This window comes from Paenibacillus sp. FSL K6-1096 (assembly GCF_037977055.1).
Lineage (GTDB): Bacteria > Bacillota > Bacilli > Paenibacillales > Paenibacillaceae > Paenibacillus_AQ.
In genome coordinates, this window is the sequence record NZ_CP150274.1 from 1824580 (window position 1) to 1839636 (window position 15057).

General features: G+C 55.5%; 11 protein-coding genes and 1 other annotated feature. All 11 genes read right to left on the reverse strand.

Features of this window, described 5'->3' with window-relative positions; all coding sequences use genetic code 11:
* Positions 1-312, reverse strand: coding sequence for a DUF5665 domain-containing protein (locus MHI24_RS08025; RefSeq protein WP_340026632.1), 312 nt, complete (start codon positions 310-312; stop codon positions 1-3).
* Between the two features lie 366 nt (positions 313-678).
* On the reverse strand, positions 679-3771 hold the full coding sequence (ileS, locus tag MHI24_RS08030; RefSeq protein ID WP_340025119.1) for an isoleucine--tRNA ligase: 3093 nt from the start codon (positions 3769-3771) through the stop codon (positions 679-681).
* A gap of 970 nt (positions 3772-4741) precedes the next feature.
* Positions 4742-5015, reverse strand: a binding site (T-box leader).
* Positions 5016-5084: 69 nt separating this feature from the next.
* Positions 5085-6137 carry a pseudaminic acid synthase gene (gene pseI, locus MHI24_RS08035; RefSeq protein ID WP_340025120.1) on the reverse strand — a complete coding sequence of 351 codons (1053 nt, stop codon included), beginning with the start codon at positions 6135-6137 and terminating at the stop codon, positions 5085-5087.
* Positions 6115-6687: a UDP-4-amino-4,6-dideoxy-N-acetyl-beta-L-altrosamine N-acetyltransferase gene (gene pseH / locus MHI24_RS08040; protein WP_340025121.1), complete on the reverse strand. Its 573-nt coding sequence runs from the start codon at positions 6685-6687 to the stop codon at positions 6115-6117. Before pseH ends, pseI begins: the two co-directional genes overlap by 23 nt.
* A 2-nt stretch (positions 6688-6689) precedes the next feature.
* Entirely contained in the window at positions 6690-7802 is a 1113-nt protein-coding gene (gene pseG / locus MHI24_RS08045; RefSeq protein WP_340025122.1) for a UDP-2,4-diacetamido-2,4,6-trideoxy-beta-L-altropyranose hydrolase, read from the reverse strand.
* Positions 7792-9591, reverse strand: coding sequence for an N-acetylneuraminate synthase family protein (locus tag MHI24_RS08050; protein ID WP_340025123.1), 1800 nt, complete (start codon positions 9589-9591; stop codon positions 7792-7794). The genes pseG and MHI24_RS08050 overlap by 11 nt, the downstream gene beginning before the upstream one ends.
* Before the next feature lie 15 nt (positions 9592-9606).
* Positions 9607-10806 (reverse strand): UDP-4-amino-4,6-dideoxy-N-acetyl-beta-L-altrosamine transaminase, encoded by a 1200-nt coding sequence (gene pseC / locus MHI24_RS08055; RefSeq protein WP_340025124.1) that lies wholly within the window; start codon positions 10804-10806, stop codon positions 9607-9609.
* Positions 10781-11767: a GDP-mannose 4,6-dehydratase gene (locus MHI24_RS08060; RefSeq protein WP_340025125.1), complete on the reverse strand. Its 987-nt coding sequence runs from the start codon at positions 11765-11767 to the stop codon at positions 10781-10783. Before MHI24_RS08060 ends, pseC begins: the two co-directional genes overlap by 26 nt.
* A gap of 11 nt (positions 11768-11778) precedes the next feature.
* Positions 11779-12798 (reverse strand): SDR family NAD(P)-dependent oxidoreductase, encoded by a 1020-nt coding sequence (locus MHI24_RS08065; RefSeq protein WP_340025126.1) that lies wholly within the window; start codon positions 12796-12798, stop codon positions 11779-11781.
* Positions 12795-14219: a CDP-glycerol glycerophosphotransferase family protein gene (locus MHI24_RS08070; RefSeq protein WP_340025127.1), complete on the reverse strand. Its 1425-nt coding sequence runs from the start codon at positions 14217-14219 to the stop codon at positions 12795-12797. The genes MHI24_RS08065 and MHI24_RS08070 overlap by 4 nt, the downstream gene beginning before the upstream one ends.
* Before the next feature lie 39 nt (positions 14220-14258).
* Positions 14259-15032, reverse strand: a complete 774-nt coding sequence (locus MHI24_RS08075; RefSeq protein WP_340025128.1) for a glycosyltransferase family 2 protein — start codon at positions 15030-15032, stop codon at positions 14259-14261.
* Positions 15033-15057 lie beyond the last annotated feature (25 nt).

Genomic DNA, 15057 nt, shown 5'->3' on the forward strand with positions numbered 1-15057 from the left:
TTAGAACGTCTTCAGCTCCAGCTGATGCTGGACAATCCGCACAATGTCAGCGATATAATCGCCGATAATCGGCAGATTCAGCGCACCGAGTACCTGCAGGATATAAATAATGGTTGCTGCAAAAAAGGTAAACCCGAGCGCAATCCCCAGCCCTCTGGCCGCCCCGGAGAGAACATTCAGCCAGATCAGCTTGAACGGAGAATACAGCAGCTCGGTATACTCCGAGATCCGCGACTTCTCCATCTGCTGGGCCAGACTCGTGGTCATCCGGTACAACGCATTCAGCTTCTCCTCCTGCGAAATGCTGTTCAGCGGATCGGCAGGCGTTACAGGTGGAGTTATCTGATGCGGTTGATCGCCCTGTAAGTGTGTTCCTACTCTGCTTCCGGCGGTCTGCTGAACCGGAGTATCCTGCTTATTGGGTTCCGTTGGACGAATAGAGATTCTGCCCGGCCCATCCGGCTTCTTCGTCTGCGGTTCATCCGGATTCCCGTTCCCTCTGCCCATGTTCCTGCACCTCCTGATTCTCTAGTCAGCCGCAAAACAAACGAGCCCGGTCAAAGAGAGATTCTCTCTTCAAGCACAGGGCTCGTTGTTGTGCAGCTAACCCGTAGAAGCCTTGCCTTTGCGGCTAGTATATGCCGGAGCAGGACAAGTCATGCAGGTCACGGTATTTCCTTAAGCGCCGATATGAATGCCGATGCTCTTGCCGCCGGCATCAACCGTCTCATAGGTATAATCTCCGCCATACGTAACGGAAGTCACCAGGACATTCTCACGCAGCACATGCTCGAATGCAGTGAGTGCCGCCTTCAGTTCATCATCCACCTGCAGGGTCAGCTCTACCCGCTTGTCGATCGGCAGATCCAGACGTTTGCGGTAATCCTGCACTGCGCGCACGACCTCGCGTACCCAGCCCTCCTGCACCAGCTCCGGAGTGATTTCCGTGTTGAGAGCCACCGTCAGACCATACCCGGAAGCGGAGGCGAAGCCGGGCTTGGCCTGCTTCTCCACCAACAGCTCCTCGGCGGTAATCTGCAGCTCCTCGCCGTCCGGGGAGACAATGGCAACTACGCCTTCCTGTACTGCTTTGCGGGTCGCATCGCTGTCCATCGCTTTGAGGAAGCCTTGCAGGAAGCCGACATTTTTGCCGTATTTCTTGCCTGCCACCTTCAGATTCAGCTTCAGCGTGAAGTCCACGAAGCCGCTGTCGCTATGCTCGATCACAATGCGCTTCACGTTGATTTCGTCTTTGATCAGCTCTTCATAATCGACCACATTGAAGTCATCATCGATGGAGGCGATCAGCTCGGACAACGGCTGGCGGTTCTTGATGCCGCTCTCGTTGCGGACGTTACGGGCCAGCTCGACGATGCCGCGGGCGCTCTCCATGTCTTTTTCCAGACCGAGATCGATCAGCTTCTCATCCACTGCCGGGTAATCGGCCAGATGCACGCTCTCCCCGCCGCCCAGGTTCGTGAAGATATCCTCGGACAGCATCGGAGTGAACGGAGCCATCAGCTTCGCCGTGGTCAGCAGGACATGCGTAAGAGTACGGTAAGCGTCCAGCTTCTCCTCGCCCAGCCCGCTGCCCCAGAACCGGTCACGGGAACGGCGGATGTACCAGTTGCTCAGCTCATCCACGAAGTTCTCGATCGCCTTGGAGGTATTCACGAAGTCGTTCACGGCCAGCCCTTTGTCCACCAGCAGAATCAGGCTGTTCAGACGGGAGAGAATCCAGCGGTCCAGCTTATGCTCTGACACCTTGAACGGATGCTCCGCCGGATCATAACCGTCAATCCCGGCATACAGCGTCAGGAAGGCATGCGTGTTAACCAGAGTATCCACCACTTTGGACTTCGTCTCTCCGACCAGGCCGCGCGAGAAGCGTTTGTTGTTCCATGGCGCACTGTCCGCCAGAATCGCCCACCGGAACGCATCTGTGCCGTATTCGTTAATGATCTCCCACGGGTCGATGACATTGCCTTTGGACTTGGACATCTTCTGGCCGTTCTCATCAAAAATGTGGCCGTGCGCGATAACCGCCTTGTACGGCGCTTTGCCCGTGAACAGGGTCGATACCGCCAGCAAGCTGTAGAACCAGCCGCGCGTCTGGTCGATCCCCTCGCAGATCATATCCGCCGGATACTGATCCTCGAAGCGGTCTTCATTCTCGAACGGATAGTGGCTCTGGGCGAACGGCATCGAGCCGCTGTCGAACCAGACATCGATGACTTCCGGGGTACGCACCATGACGGCACCTTCGCTAAACGGGCTGCGCAGCTTGATGTTGTCCACATACGGCTTATGCAGCTCGATATCCTCCGGCACCTCTTGGGTGGCCATTGATCTCAGCTCGGCAATGCTGTGCGGTGCGAATTCCTTGCCTGTCTCCTGACAGACCCAGACGTTCAGCGGTGTGCCCCAGTAACGGTTACGGCTGATATTCCAGTCCACCAGCTCCTCCAGGAACTTGCCGAAGCGGCCTTCGCGCACATGGTCCGGATACCAGTCCACACTGTTGTTATTGGCAATCAGCTGATCCTTGATCGCAGTGGTCTGGATGAACCAGCTGTCTGTCGCATAATAGAGCAGCGGCGTATCGCAGCGCCAGCAGAACGGATAGCTGTGCTCGTATTTCTCTTTATGGTAGAGCAGTCCGCGTTCGGACAGCACCTTCACGATATCGAGGTCGCAATCCTTTACGAACCGTCCGGCAAAATCACTGACAACCTTCGTATACTTCCCGGATACATCCACAACATTGACGAAGCTGATGCCGTTCTCGCGGCAGCTTTTGTAGTCATCTTCCCCGTGTGCCGGAGCCATATGCACGATCCCCGTACCGCTGGAGTCCGTGACAAAGGAGGCACCAACGATCACATTATGCTTCTCTGCCTTGATATAATCGAACGGAGGCGTATAGCTCCGGCCGATAAAATCAGCGCCTGTATGGGTAGACAGAATCGTGTATTCGCCCTTCAGCACCTCATCCACCAGATTCTTCGCCAGAACATAGACGCCGTCTTCCTGCTGCGCACGTACATATTCCATCTTCGGGTTCATCGCCAGCGCCATATGCGCCGGAAGGGTCCAAGGCGTGGTCGTCCAGGCCAGGACATAATCCCCGCTGCCGTCCAGCTTGAACTTGGCCGTTGCACTCAGGTCCTTAACCGTCTTGTATCCCTGCGCTACCTCATGGGAGCTCAGCGTCGTCTGACAGCTCGGACAGTACGGGCTGACCCGGTGACCACGGTACATCAGGCCCTTGTCATGCACCGTCGCCAGGATGTTCCATACACTTTCAATGTAAGTATTGTCCAGTGTTACATATGGATGATCCAGGTCGGTCCAGTAGCCGATGGCTTCTGTGAACTCGCGCCACTGCTTCTCGTAGCCGAAGACACTTTCCTTACATTCCTTGATGAACTTCTCCACGCCGTACTCTTCGATATCCTGCTTGCCCGAGATACCCAGCTTCTTCTGCACGCCCAGCTCCACCGGCAGCCCGTGCGTATCCCAGCCCGCCTTGCGGATGACCCGGAAGCCCTTCATCGTCTGATACCGGCCGATAAAGTCCTTGATAACCCGGCCGAGCACATGCCCGATATGCGGCACCCCGTTCGCAGTCGGCGGTCCTTCGTAGAACACATAATTCGGGCGTCCTTCGCGGTTCTGCATCGATTTGCGGAACGTGTCCTCCTCGTTCCATTTCTTCAGGATCCGGACCTCTCTGTCCCGGGCCTTTTCTTTGACGTCTACCTTAAGCATGATGGTCAATCCCTCCGTTTAGTCTTAAACCTTATTCGGATTACATCCGAGCCTGTTTTATAAAACAAAAAATTTTTAAACCTCGAACATTTTAAACCCTCAGAACCTTTTAATCCCTTTTCGATCCCTCCCAAACCCTCCCTTCCCCAAGGGAGGGCCCCAAGGGCTGGCCGCCCTCTGGACACCCGCAACAAGTGCATCGTGCTGAGAGGGGCGCCCCAGGACAGGAAAGGATTACTTCGGCGGGCGGATCGGCCCTTCTTAGGCTGCCCTGACGGGTTCGCCTGCGGGGCCTTAACAGCGTTAAGGGCACCAGGTTCTTGGGCCACCCGGCCCGCGAACCCGAAGGGCAGACCGGGCGGGGGCCACGCTGTTCACTCGTTGGCCCCCCGCCCCGCGAACCCGAAGGGCAGCACTGGGCGGGAGCCACGCTGTTTGCTTTTTGGCCACCCGCACCGCGAACCCGAAGGGCAGACCGGGCGGGGGCCTGCTGTTCACTCTTTGGCCACCCGCCCTGCGAACCCGAAGGGCAGACCGGGCGGGAGCCACGCTGTTTGCTCTTGGGCCACCCGCCCCGCGAACCCGAAGGGCAGACCGGGCGGGGGCCTCGCCCTTAGCTCTTGGCCACCCGGCCCGCGAACCCGAAGGGCAGCACAGGACGGGGGCCATGCTCTTCACTCTTTGGCCACCCACCCTGCGAACGGGCGGGGGCCAGCCTTTGCCGTTGTCGCAGTCAAGGCCCCGCAGGCGTTCCCGCAGGGGAGCCTAAGAAGGGCCGCTCCCTCCGCAAACAGAATCCATTCCCTTCCTCGGACGCCCCTCCAATCTCGATACGCACCTATTGCGGGTGTCCAGAGGGCGGCCAGCCCTTGGGGTCCCCCTTGGAAGGGGGATTTAGGGGGATGTCAGACGATTTAGGGAGATCTTAGCCGAGTTAGAGGCTTAAGACAACAACAAAAAGCCCCGCCCCCAAAGGGGCGAGACAGCGCTCGCGATACCACCCTAATTTGCACCCCACACGCACTGCAAGGCAGGCACTGTTGTACAATCTCAGTCCGCAGGCAACAAGAGGCCAGCGGGTCCGGGATAACGTCCGGCAGACGGCAGAGCTTACACACGCAGCAGCGCTTCAGCTTAGCTTCTAGGGGAGGATCTTCCGGCAAGGCGTGAACAATCGGCTCGCAGCAACCGCCGACTCTCTGGAGAACGTTACCTTAACGTACTTGTCCCGTCATCGAATTTCATCAAATTCAATACAAAAGATACAGATATGTTCTAGTTATAGACGTTTTTGCAGCAATTGTCAATACGGTTTACAGCAGCAGGTCCCAGCTCAGCGGAGTTCCCATGGGCAGATCCCGCCTCATTTGTTTGCCAAGGAGCATTTCGTAGTATTTAGGGGCGAGACCATATCCCGGGCGGATGACCCGGATATTGTCCCGCGTCAGCACTTCGCCGGCCTTAATGTCCTTGGCAACATAGATGGACCGGCGGAACTGAAGCGACTTCTCTTCCGCCTTCGTCGGGCCGATAGCGACTCCGCCCAGGGCCTTCCAGGCGGTATCGGTCTCCCGCACCAGCGCAGCGAACTCTTCGGGCTCCAGGGAGAAGGCCGAATCCACCCCTCCCTCCTTACGGTCCAGGGTGAAGTGCTTCTCGATGACGGTGCTGCCCAGCGCGACACTGGCGACAGCGGCCCCTACGCCAAGGGTGTGATCGGATAAGCCGACCTGGCAGTGGAAGACGTCCCGCAGGTAAGGGATGGTGTTCAGATTGGTGTTCTCCGGTGAAGCGGGATAGCTGCTGGTGCATTTCAGCAGAACATATTCCTGGCAGCCTGCTTCGGTGATGACCTCTACCAACTGTTCAATCTCTCCGAGCGAAGCCATACCGGTCGAGATAATCATCGGTTTGCCTTTGGCTGCCACCTTCTTAAGCAAGGGGATATCGATATTCTCAAAAGAAGCGATCTTATAGCAGTCCACGCCCAGTGTCTCCAGGAATTCGAGCGAGGTCTCGTCAAAGGGGGTGCTGAAGGGGATCATCCCCAACTCTCGGCAGGCTGCAAAAATCGGTTCATGCCACTCCCATGGCGTATAAGCCTCCTGGTAGAGCTCATATAGGGACTTTCCGGTCCAGAGACCGCCCTCGTCTAAGATCATGAAATCCTTCTGCTTCGATTGGAGAGTCATGGTCTCTGGCGTATAGGTTTGGATTTTGAAGGCATGTGCGCCGGCCCGCGCTGCTGCCCCGACCAGTTCAAGCGCCCGGTCCAGGGAATGGTTATGGTTGCCTGACATTTCCGCGATGATAAAAGGCGGATGTCCGCTGCCAATACGCCGGTTACCGATGGTGATGTCCTTCATTCGCGTCTGCCGCCTCCTCTTTCAGCGCTTTGCTGCGTTCTTCCCACTGCTCCCGGAATAAGCCCATCAGCACCACATCGGCGTACCGGTGAGGTCTGGCAATTTGTTTCATTAAGCGGCCTTCTTCCACGAATCCGAGCCGCTGATGATAGGATAGACTCTTTTGATTGAATTCGAGGATCTGCGCGTTTACCTTCCGCATTTGCTCGTCCTGGAAGATCAGATCCAGCGCCAGAATGCCCATCATCTTCCCGGACCCGCGCGGACTGCTCTGATCACCGATGTAGAAGCCCCAATCACAGGTACCATTCAGGCGGTCCAACTGAGTGAATTGAACAAGACCTATAGGCTTCTCCTGATAAAAGCATAACTTCACCAGCTTGCCGCTATCCTGTAACGTGGAATCCATCCATTTGCAATGGTCCTCCAGCGGAATCAGCCGGTCATGATTCATAAAAGGCCGGATATGGCCGCTATTCCGCCATTCCCATACCAGGCTGCTGTACTCTTGACGGAGTGTCTTCAGCTTGTAATCGTCAAGGTCTGCCATCGTCAGTCCCCTCCCATAATTCTCGTAATAACCTCATCCCACCGGTCCTCTCCCATAAGCTGAAGCGCCTTGTCCGACATCTCCTTCACCAGGGAGGGATGAGCCAGCATGAGGCTTAGTCCTTGCTCAATATCGTGAACAGTAACGTCAGAGGTCTCGCCCAGGCGGTAAGCTGCCCCCAGATCATGCACCAGACCGGTAATTTCCCGCTGGTTATCCGCCGTCACAATGGTCAGGGAGGGCAAGCCGAGATAACACCGTTCCCAGGTGGTGCTCCCGCCTGCTCCAATCGACAGATCCGCCTTCCGCATCAGCTCAGCGATGTAATCAATCTGACAATGATACTCCACACCCGGCATTGAACTGCACAGCGCTGCAATAGCCTCCTTGCTGCAGTTCATTCCGCCTACCACCACATCAGCGTGCAGATGGGCAAAAGCAGGGTTCTGCAGCGCATGCAAGGCTCGCAGCGTCTCGCCGGTAGGATCGGTGCCGCCAAAAAACACCAGCACCCGCCGGACCCTCCCGTCCCGCTCCGCCAGCCGCCGCTTCGCCAAGCGGAATTCGGGACGGAGAATGGTGTACCCCGTGCCCGTTAATTTCACGCAGCCGTCCGGGACCAACCCCTGATAACGGTCCCGGGCACTGGACGCATTCGCATCCAGCAGCAGGCTGCAATGATGCGGCCGGTCGGCCAGGTCGTCGATCACCATCAGCCTGTTCACCTGTGCGCTGACGACCTGCTCCCATCTGCGGTCTATGCCGTAATGATCGGCGATCAGACAATCCGCCGGGGCCGGGGAGGCCTGCGTAAGCCGCTGCACCGTCTCCAGCGCATCGGTCCGCCAGTCCGTCTGGAGCCAGAATGCCGCATAGGACGGATCATCCGGCCGGGGCAGCAGCTCCACCGTATAGCCTTGGCTGCGGATATGGCCGGCCAGATTACCGGGGAGATCACGGCAAATGAATGTGACCTCCGCCCCTCTCTGCCTAAGCTCAGCGGCAAGGGTGAGGCAGCGCATCACATGCCCGGTCCCCATCTGGTAGGAGGAATCCACCCGGATGAAGATGCTCTTAGGGCCGGATGCGCCCGGTACAAGTCCGTTATGCATCATCCGACGCCCCGTTTACCGGAGGTTGCTTCTTTTGCAGAGTGGTTGCTGCATTCAGCTCCTGAACCAGCCGGGTATCATCCCGCCACTTCAGCTGGATTCCCCTGTTCAGCTCCAGAACCTCCGGATGGATCCGCAGATACTCGTATAATTCACTGAAGCCAAGCGGTCTGGCCCCGATGTCCAAAGCCTCGTAAATATGGTTAAGCAGCTCCAGATCCTGTTTCTCATCTAAGGTTAACCGCCAGCCGGGATGCACCCACTCCTCCGGAAAGGCCACATTGTTAATACGGAACAGCTCAGGATTGTTCATAAAATAAAAGGACAGATACTCGGCATGTGTAAGTGAACCGGAATAGCCCAGCAGCCGTCTGAGAGCTTCCACGGTGTAGACATCTCCTACGGTGCCGACTGTCGATTCCTTGGCATAGGTGAAATCGGCTCCCGTGTGCAGATGCTGTCCGATCATATAAGCCATCATCTCCGGTGAGACTGCGGGAGTATCGCCGGTGACCCGCACTACGATATCCGATTGTGTCGCTTCCGCCGCACTCAGCAGTCTCGCGGCTACATTGTCGGGATCACCGGTGACGATCCTCACCCGGTTATTCATGGTGAACTTCGTCAGCGGCTCATCCTCCGGAAGATCCGAGGTGGCCAGGACCACTTCATAGTTACCGGGGATAGCCAGACAATTAAGCAGACACCTCTCGATAGAGGCCATTCCATGAACCGGGAGCAGCGCCTTCCGGCGGAGCCGGGTGGACTTCAACCGGCAGATCACGGCAATACATACCTTGGGCGTCTTCACCATGACCGGTGTAACCGGGGTATTGGCGGGTATTACGGATCTCGCAATCAGCGGAAAAGACGCGGAAGCCTCCCCGGCCATGAAGGCCTCGGATACGGAGGAGCGTTTATAACGGATATTCCCGGCGGTGATAATCTCACCCGGTCTGATGTCCCTGCCGGAGACGACCCGCAGAGTTGAATCCTCCAGATATTTTCGCTCCGACTCGCGGATGTCCAGGCTGCCCTGCACCTCTTCGGCTCTGCGCAGCTTCTCTACCATCACTTTGAATTCCTGCGGCTCCAGCGAGGAGTAGTAATCCGTTCCTTTGGCTGCACGGTTCAGGGTAATATGCTTCTCTATGACATCAGCGCCCAGCAGATAAGCATACACAGGCAGGTCTACCGCCAGCGGATCATCGCCATCCACATGATCGGCGAACCCGACCTCCAGCTGGTATTTATGCTTCAGGTGTGCAATCCGGCTCAGGTTAGAATCCCGGGGGTCTGTCGGGTATCCCTGAAAGCCGTGCATCAGAATAACCGGTCCCTCATGATGGCTTCTTATATAGGACAAACGGTCATCCAGTTCTTCCTCATACCAGCCCCCTACACCGATGATTAACGGCTTGCCGAAGTGCTGCAGCGCCTCAATCAAGGAGCCGGATTGCAGCACGGTTGTCGGCAGCTTCACTCCATCCACCTGGTCAGCAAGCTCGGCCAGCAGCTCCGCGCCCCATTCATCGTAGAGATCGACCCACACCTTAAGGCCGGAAGCTCTGGCCAGCTGCACGGAGCTGATCCAGACCTGCTTGTCGATTGCCAGATCTTTGTAGAGTTCATAATAGCTGAAATCCGGTGTCGCAAGGCTGTCATAGTGGAACCATTGAAATTTCACCCCATCCGCCCCGCTGGCTGCGGCTGCCAGAATCAGCTCCCGCAGCCGTCCGGGGTCGCCCATATGGGCGTTCGCAATCTCGGCAATTACGTTGACGTTAGCCACTTCAATCCCTCCTCTCTATTTATTTGAATAATGGCCAATCACCTTCTTCACCGCCGCTACTACATCCATTACATCCTGAGCTTCCATGCCCGCATATAGCGGGAGGGTAATGAATTCCTCATAGCAGCTCTCAGCGACAGGGCATAATCCCTTACGGAAGCCCAGGCTCTCATAGTAAGGATGCAGATAGGCCGGAATGTAGTGGACATTGACACCGATATTCTCCTTCTGCAGCGCCTGAAAAACCGTTCTCCGCGTCGCCGACAGCCCGGAGAGCCGGAGTCTGACAATGTACAGATGCCAGCTTGACTCAGCACCGGGAAGCTGCCGGGGAAGAATGAGCTCCTGGACATCGCTCAGCTCCTTTGTATACAGGGCTGCAAGCTGCTTGCGCTGCTTGATGAAGCTCTTGATTTTGCGCAGCTGGGAGATGCCGAGTGAGGTCTGAATATCTGTAATCCGGTAGTTGTATCCCAGAAACTGCATTTCATAATACCAGGGCCCGTGATTCTCCCTTAACCTGCGCTCATCCCTGGTAATGCCATGGGTTCTGAACTGGAGCAGCTTCTCATAAAAGAGCGGGCTATTGGTGGTGATCATTCCGCCTTCTCCCGTTGTTATGTGCTTTACAGGATGGAAGCTGAACATCGTCATATCCCCGATAGAGCCTATGCGGGTATTCTTGTAGCTGGCCCCAAGCGCATGGGCTGCATCTTCAATGACGATCAGGTTATGCTTGCGGGCAATCTGCAGAATCTCATCCAGGTCAGCCGGCTGGCCGGTGAAGTGAACGGGGATGATCGCTTTTGTCCGCTCTGTAATACGTTCCCTGACCCGGGCCGGATCGAGATTATACGTCTGCGGGTCAATATCGGCGAACACCGGGACGCCTCCCTGATACAGCACACAGTTGGCTGTGGCGGCAAACGTCATGGGAGTGGTGATCACCTCATCCCCTGCACCGATTCCGGCCGCATAGCAGGCTCCATGGAGTGCCGCCGTGCCGCTGGAGAAGGCCACAGCATACTTTGCGCCGGTGAACGCGGCAATCTCGGCCTCAAATTGCTCAATGGCCGGGCCGCTGGTCAGAAAATCACTTTGCAGCACCTTCACCACCGATGCGATATCCTCCTCATCAATCACCTGCTTGCCGTAAGGCAGATAATGGGCACGTACCGGCTTTCCGCCGTCAATGGCCAGTTTGCTTGTCTTCATGTTGGAACGGCTCCTTCCGGTGATAGGTTTCTACAATCCATTGCTCGGTCTTGCGAATCCCCTCTTCAATGCTAACCTTCGGGGTCCAGCCCAGCCGCTCCTCCGCCTTGCGGTAATTGCACAGCAGCTTCTGGATCTCGCTCTGCGGATGGATATGGGCCACATGCTTTACGGGAGCCTGCCCGCCAGCAATGAGCGCTGCCAGCTGATTCACCGTAATATCCTCGCCCGTGCCTGCATTCACAATTTCACCATTCAGCTTATCGCTGTAGCCTGCCCCGACCACGAAAGCGGCGCAATCCTCCACATACAGCAAGTCCCGTGATTGTGTGCCGTCACCATAGATATTCAGCGGTGCACCCTTCAGCTTGTTGTGAATGAAGATCGCCACCACGCCGCCTTCGCCGCCGGTTTTCTGATATGGGCCATACGTGTTAAAGGGTCGCACGACCACAACCGGCAGGCCATAAGCGAAGTAATAGGACAGCACCATATTCTCTGCGGCAATCTTGGCACCGGCATACGGGGAAGCAGGCTTTATGGGCGATTGCTCGTCAATCCCCTGCTCACTGTCCGCTCTGGCGTAGACCATGCAGGTGCTCATGAACACCATTTTCACCTGGTGCTTACGGCATTCTTCCAGCAGATAAAAGGTTGCTAACGTATCATTGTTAAACGTAGTCTCCGGATCATCGATACTGTCCTGAACATTTATACTTGCTGCCAGATGGTAGCACAGGTCGAAGGAGGTCTCCCGGAAAAGCTGCTGCAGGGCTGCTCTGTCCTTGAGGTCCAGCACCTGCACCTTCTGCAGATGCTCACTGGCCTCATACTCCTTCAGATTATCCAGCGAGGAATTGGCCAGATTATCGACGACCCATACCCTTTGTCCATCCTGTAACAAACGCCCGACCACCCATCTGCCAATGAACCCTGTACCGCCGGTTACGAGTATATTCATAATAGCCTCCATTAGATTAGATTTTGATCCAGCACCAGTCTCCTTACCTGCTCCTTCGTCAGCGGAGCTGCTCCCTCCGAGCTGTAGGTGCCCGGCTCCGGTCTGCCCGCATCGCCGTAGGACTGCACAGAGGCATAGGGAGAAGGAACAATGTAGACATCCGGCAGCTCATAAGCGCTCAGGGATTCCTCATACGTCATCAGCTCTTCGTATCTTTTCTCACCGGGCTTGAGTCCGACCTCAGATATCTGCGCCGCAGCGGGAACTCCGAATTTCCCCGAAGCCTCCTCGGCCACCACCTCAGCCAGATCCTGAAGCCTGATCACCGGCATCTTCAGAATGAACGTCTCGCCGCCCTTGGCGATTCTAAGGGACTGGACGGTAAGCTTCGTCGCCTGCTCCAGGGTCATCATGAACCGGGTCATCGACAGATCGGTGACAGTGATGGCCTTGCCCTCCCGGGCTTGCTTCACAAACAAAGGGATCACCGATCCCCTGGAGCCCATGACATTACCAAACCGCACGGTGCAGAATACCGTCTGCCCCCGGCCCCCCAGGGTCTCTGCGGAAGCGATCAGCTTCTCTGCCGTCAGCTTGGTGGCCCCATAATTATTGGTCGGTGAAATGGCCTTATCGGTGCTGGTGAACACGACCTTCTGTACCCTCTGCCGCTTCGCTGCCCGGATCACATTATGGGTGCCGACAATATTCGTCAGCACCGCCTCGAACGGGTTATATTCGCAGAAGGAGACATGCTTCATGGCCGCTGTATGGAACACATAGTCGATATCCTCCATCGCAGCCAGGACACGCTCATAATCCCGCACATCGCCAATCAGGCAGCTCAGCTTCCCGTGTCCGTTCACTTCATTCAGCAGCCTGAATTGCTTGTATTCATCCCTGCTGAGAATGCGGACGGTTTCCGGCTCCTGCTCCAGAATCAGCTTTACCAGGCTTTTCCCGATCGTGCCGGTTCCGCCAATCACCAGAATCTTTTTGTTTCTAAAGAATCTTCCATTTTCTTTTTTCATAGATCTGTTCTCCCATGGATCAGAGCGTCCAGCAGATCTGCTAACACTCTGCCGGAATGCCTGATCTGATAGGTTTGCTCTAAGAATCTGTTTTTTACCGCCCGGTAGTTCATTTTCTCCAGGTTGCTGGAATAGTAGCGGGTGATAATGCGGGTCAATTCAGCCGGCTCCTTCCCGGTATACCGCTCCAGGGCATTATAGTAGAGATATTCCCGGTTAGCCTGAATGAAGTTGTAGACGAACACAGGCTTACTGAACAACAGGCCTTCAAGGGCAATAGTGGAGACCGTGGCGACCATGGCATCCGAATGCATAATCAGCGCATGAGTATCCGCTTTTTTATCAGTTACTACATGGATATTGTCATAGATTGAAGCAAGCTCTGTGTATAATGTTATCCGCTTCTTGGAGAGCTCCCAGGGATGGGGCTTGATGAGCAGCTGGAATTTCGGTTGTGCGGCAAGCGCGGTGAGCAGCTCCCTGACCTTGTGTACATCCAGCGCGGGTCCGGTTGCAAATAATAAGGTGATTCTGTCAGGTTCAAGCTGATACCTCTCCCTGAACTCATCCCTCGCGGCAGGCCCGGCAGTGAAAATATCATCATACCGCGGATGCCCGGTAATCACGATCTGCTCTGTGGCCACTCCCCGGCTCCGGTACCAGTCCTGCTCAACCTGCCCGTAGATGCCGATATAGCTGGTGAACACAGGCATGAACGCTTCCTCGCCCATCAGAATGCCATGCTGGAGGCACACACTGGGAATTCCCTTCATCCCTGCCACAACGGCCAGAGCCCGGCTGACTGCATCCTCTGTCGTTCCTACCATTACCGCAGCTGCCGGAATCTGATGATACACATTAAATACCATTTCAATAGCGTCAATGATAGCGGGAATGCGCTGAATGAAGGTCTGGCAGAAGAAGCTATTGCTGAAGGCTGGATGCCCTTTGTAAGTGGCGAAGATGAGGGCAGCCCGCCGGATCAGCTCTTCTGCGGCAGAACGGGTATCCTTCTTATAATCAAGGCTGTAGATATTGGGGATTCCGTACAGCTCGGGGGCTCTGGACCGGGACAGAATCATGGCCTGGTCTCCGCTGAAATGCTCACGGATTGTTTTCTCGGAGATGCGGATATAGTCCAGATTAATCAGTATTTTGCCCTCCAGATTGGACTTTACAGGCTGATAGAGCGGAGAGAGCTTCGTCGCAAAAAAAGGCTGAATCTCCTGCTGCTCCTCAATGCCGGGGTGCTTCAGCTTCTGCCGGAAGGTGGTGCTTCCCATCTCACTCCTAAGCTCATCATCAATCAGCTGATAGAAATTGATCATGAGGCCGAGCGGGACATCCCTGTACGTTAGCTCCTCTGTTGCCTGGATGAATTCGCTATAGAGCGGCCAGTAATTCGCCAGATAGATAGACAATCCGATCCCTCCTTTATTGCGCGTTGGTGCACAGCGATTCTATTTCTTTTGCTTCATGGATCTCAAGCTTTCTCTTAGCTCCTTGCAGGTCCGCTGCGGGGGAAGCAGCTGGATGAACCGGCTTTTCTCCTGATGCTGCAATTGATAGTGAATGGATAATTCGGTGATATAGTTATCGTCCAGCACCTCGTCGACCGGGTAGAACTCCCAGGACTGATTCAGCCGCCAGAAAAAACGTCCGTCCCCAATCCGGTAAAACTCGGGATTCTCATCCCAGTAGGAGCCAAATTTCTGCTTGATTACAGGGAGAATGGAGCTTCTGTGCATAATGGAGCAGTGATCGATGACGCACGGGGCTACCGGAACAATCTTCTTCGCCGGTCTAACCAGCGTTTTGGTCACTTCATTGTGTTCATTCAAATAACTGACCAGCGACGCCGAGTAGGCAATCATCACCTCAGGCTGCTGCTCCATATAATCCACCATCCGCTCCAGCCTGGTTTTTCTGTAGCAGTTATCATCGGTGGCATAAGAGATATACTCACCCTCTGCCGTATGCAGGGCCTGGTTGATCAGCGCGGCGTACCGGACCTTCTCCACCCGCTGCTCCAGCGTCTGTATATCGCTTTTGAAGAATTTGATTCTCTTATCTTTGAGATAGGGCTCTATTACTTTCTGAGTTTCTGCATTCGAGTTATCATCCATCAGATAGAATTCAAAGTCGGTTAACGTCTGGTTCAGAATAGATTCAATGGACTTTGCGATATATCCGGCCTTGTTGTAGCTGGTCATGATGATCGTGACTTTTGGCAATCTGCTCCCTCCTTCGCTGTTTACT

Excerpts from the sequence above, each read along its gene's own strand:
- ileS (WP_340025119.1), bottom strand. The coding sequence starts at position 3,771 with ATGCTTAAGGTAGACGTCAAAGAAAAGGCCCGGGACAGAGAGGTCCGG.
- pseI (WP_340025120.1), bottom strand. The coding sequence starts at position 6,137 with ATGAAGGACATCACCATCGGTAACCGGCGTATTGGCAGCGGACATCCG.
- pseH (WP_340025121.1), bottom strand. The coding sequence starts at position 6,687 with ATGGCAGACCTTGACGATTACAAGCTGAAGACACTCCGTCAAGAGTAC.
- pseG (WP_340025122.1), bottom strand. The coding sequence starts at position 7,802 with ATGATGCATAACGGACTTGTACCGGGCGCATCCGGCCCTAAGAGCATC.
- pseC (WP_340025124.1), bottom strand. The coding sequence starts at position 10,806 with ATGAAGACAAGCAAACTGGCCATTGACGGCGGAAAGCCGGTACGTGCC.
- MHI24_RS08060 (WP_340025125.1), bottom strand. The coding sequence starts at position 11,767 with ATGAATATACTCGTAACCGGCGGTACAGGGTTCATTGGCAGATGGGTG.
- MHI24_RS08065 (WP_340025126.1), bottom strand. The coding sequence starts at position 12,798 with ATGAAAAAAGAAAATGGAAGATTCTTTAGAAACAAAAAGATTCTGGTG.